We start from the raw sequence: 2,711 nt of genomic DNA, 5'->3' as shown, positions 1-2,711 counted from the left end.
AACTTATATTTAACTCTGCTTGAATATATCGTGAGCTCCTGTTCTTAGTTTGCGATCGATTATTCAGCAAACCCTAACTACTGATACTCTACTACAGCCACAATCGCCCTCGCAATTTCCTCCATATCAGTAGTCGAAAGTTCTCCTATTTTACGAATGAATCTTTGTACATCCATACCCCGCAATTGCAACACATCTACTGCCGAAACTTTCGTTAAACCATTAGCAATATCTGGCTCAATCTTAACGTGCCAGATATTACCAGCATAATATTCTTTCCAATCTGTGATAGGTGCAGCCAGTTTCACTGGTAACTTACCAACATTATCAGAACTTACCACTACAGCCGGACGAATTTTTTTTATTTCGGCTCCCAGTGTTGGGTCAAAATTAGCCAACCAAATATCACCCCGTTTAGAAGAAGGAGAGTTAGTAGTCAATTAAATCTCCTGCTTCTAATTCTTGCCATTCTCTATCTTCCCGGTAATGTTGCAACATTGCCTCAGCTTGTCTTTCTAAAATCCTTCCCCTCTCTTCCAGCGGTAATTTCATAAATTCTCGGCGACTGGGATAATGTGCTACTGTTGGTATTTCCAAAGCTATATCCGTCGGCTGCTTTTGAATCTTACGCTGAGAATTCAATGCTTCTATTCGATCGCCCTCTGCTGCTTCCGCTGCAATATCAGCATCAATTTCCTCTCGGTTAGCATGGTAATAAGTCAAAGCTGCATAGACTTGGGTGAGAGTTAAATGCCCGATGCGATCGGCAATTTCTTCTGCACTCAAACTTTGCTTGTACCAAATAGCAATGCGCCGGACTGTAACACCCGTTCCGGCAATAATTGGACAGCCACCATGTATGTCAGGCTGACGGCTAATTAGAGTTCCTATATCGGTGATAGTTGACAATATTTTTTCCTCCCTATTCCGATCGCTCTCTTATCTAGGATAGCACTGTCACAGCAAGAGCGATCGCCCTTCCTTTCCCAAAGTGCGATCGCCCTTATCCCATCCCCATTAACTCTCTTTCGTCTGCGATCGCTAAAAAGTGCGTGAAGCGAAGCTATCCCGAAGGGAATCGCCATTTCCATGCTCACGATCTTGATTCGGCGGCGGGAATAACTTCAATCAGTCCCGTATGAAAAGCTGTATCGTAAGTAATAACTGGTAAATTTTCGAGTTCAGCTTGTGCCATAATCATCCGGTCAAACGGATCGCGGTGGGGAATAGGCAGGCTGCCAGCGCGAAGGGCATGGGCTGAAGTTATAGCTAGTTCGATAAATTGCGATCGGTGGAGGATTTGCGAATATTCCCCAACAATCTGTTTGGCTTCGGGAAGTTTACCGATGCGATATTTGGTGGCTATTTCCCAGGCTGAAACAGTGCTGACAATGATATTAAAATCCGGGTTGCGAATGATGTCGCGGCATTGGGCATTGAGTTTGGGGTCGTCAAAAAGCCACCACAACAGGATATGGGTGTCAATGAGATAGCTTATTCCCATTGTTCGAGTTCCTCTTCTGGTAGGGGCTCAAAAAAAGCATCACCGAGTTTTCCTGTCAGTAAACCAGGCGTGCGAGGCTGTGGCTGTTCTCGTCCTAATCCGAGGCGAAAGTAGTGAATCAAGTCATAGATTTCTGCAAGTTTGTCTTCGGGAATGTCTTGTAGTTCTTGAACGATCTTCTCAATTAGCATAAATCAAACACTCCGATAGTGGCTGGTTAATCGATCGAGCTACTGCGATCGCCCTTAATAAGTAACTACTCATACTCTACTTTAGCAGTCAATTGCATCTCCTGCCTCTAATTCTTGCCATTCTCTATCTTCCTGGTCTAGAATAACACTGTCAGAGTAAGTGCGATCGACCCAATCTTTCCCCTATGGCAATATCGATCTAGCCTACCATGCTCCCAAAACTACTATTTAACTGACAGCAAATCCCGTGTACTGCCGAATATTGGGAGAACGAAATCCCAAAACAATCTGTTCTTTGGGGATTCCCCCCGCTACTAACTCATTGGCAATTCCCTGTTCAGTTCCATCTCTTTGAATCCAAATTTTTCCCTCAATAATATCAACATGAACTAAACATCCGTGAACTCTGATATCGTTTTCACGTCCCAATATCATTAGCAAATAACGGTCGGAATCGCTATCAAAAACCGTTTCGATCTGAATATCTCCATAAGCATAAGGTATTTGAGCATATTCAGTCAGAATTTTTTTGATAATGCGACGATAATTTTCTAAGGTTCCCATTGTACTATCTCCTCATTTTTTTCAGAAAAAACGATTAAACATACTTGATAATCTGCTCTAATAATTTGACCGAGTGGTTCAGACAATAGTTCACTAAAAACTGATTGTGTAATAGCTAGATAGAGCTTTCGATCTGGTTCAGTTCTAGCGATAACAGAACGGTAAACTAAATATTGACCCAGCGCATTCTCCAGGTCATTCATGTCTGATGCGCCCACAAAACTTTTGACTTCTACAGCTATCTTTTGTCCAGCCTTCTCAGCACTTAAAATCCGCTCTGCGCCCAAATCGACGTACATATCTTTAATTCCCCATTTTAATCTCAAGGGATCGTGGGTAATTCTCCATCCGTCTTTGATGAGGGCATTTTTGACAACATTAGATCTCTTGCAAAATAATTTTATGATATAATGAAAAGTTTTGCTGAGATTTAATTGAATCCCAACTCCTAA

The 2,711-nt window shown here is 42.3% G+C and carries 6 protein-coding genes; all 6 read right to left on the bottom strand.

The features are described from left to right. Window positions 1–77: 77 nt before the first annotated feature. A complete protein-coding gene (locus QUA34_RS29900; RefSeq protein WP_333332323.1) occupies window positions 78–440 on the bottom strand; it encodes a type II toxin-antitoxin system PemK/MazF family toxin in 363 nt (120 codons plus the stop codon). Further along, on the bottom strand, window positions 430–909 hold the full coding sequence (locus QUA34_RS29895; RefSeq protein WP_333332321.1) for a DUF433 domain-containing protein: 480 nt from the start codon (window positions 907–909) through the stop codon (window positions 430–432). Before QUA34_RS29895 ends, QUA34_RS29900 begins: the two co-directional genes overlap by 11 nt. A 184-nt stretch (window positions 910–1,093) precedes the next feature. Next, a complete protein-coding gene (locus tag QUA34_RS29890) occupies window positions 1,094–1,504 on the bottom strand; it encodes a type II toxin-antitoxin system VapC family toxin (RefSeq protein WP_333332315.1) in 411 nt (136 codons plus the stop codon). Further along, window positions 1,495–1,695, bottom strand: coding sequence for a hypothetical protein (locus QUA34_RS29885; RefSeq protein WP_333332312.1), 201 nt, complete (start codon window positions 1,693–1,695; stop codon window positions 1,495–1,497). Before QUA34_RS29885 ends, QUA34_RS29890 begins: the two co-directional genes overlap by 10 nt. Before the next feature lie 228 nt (window positions 1,696–1,923). Beyond that, window positions 1,924–2,259 carry a XisI protein gene (locus QUA34_RS29880; RefSeq protein ID WP_333332309.1) on the bottom strand — a complete coding sequence of 112 codons (336 nt, stop codon included), beginning with the start codon at window positions 2,257–2,259 and terminating at the stop codon, window positions 1,924–1,926. Next, a complete protein-coding gene (locus QUA34_RS29875; RefSeq protein ID WP_333391111.1) occupies window positions 2,247–2,663 on the bottom strand; it encodes an element excision factor XisH family protein in 417 nt (138 codons plus the stop codon). The genes QUA34_RS29880 and QUA34_RS29875 overlap by 13 nt, the downstream gene beginning before the upstream one ends. Window positions 2,664–2,711: the final 48 nt, after the last annotated feature.

The organism is Microcoleus sp. POL10_C6, from assembly GCF_036701585.1.
Taxonomy (GTDB): domain Bacteria; phylum Cyanobacteriota; class Cyanobacteriia; order Cyanobacteriales; family Microcoleaceae; genus Microcoleus.
This window is presented reverse-complemented; position numbering and strand designations above follow the sequence as displayed.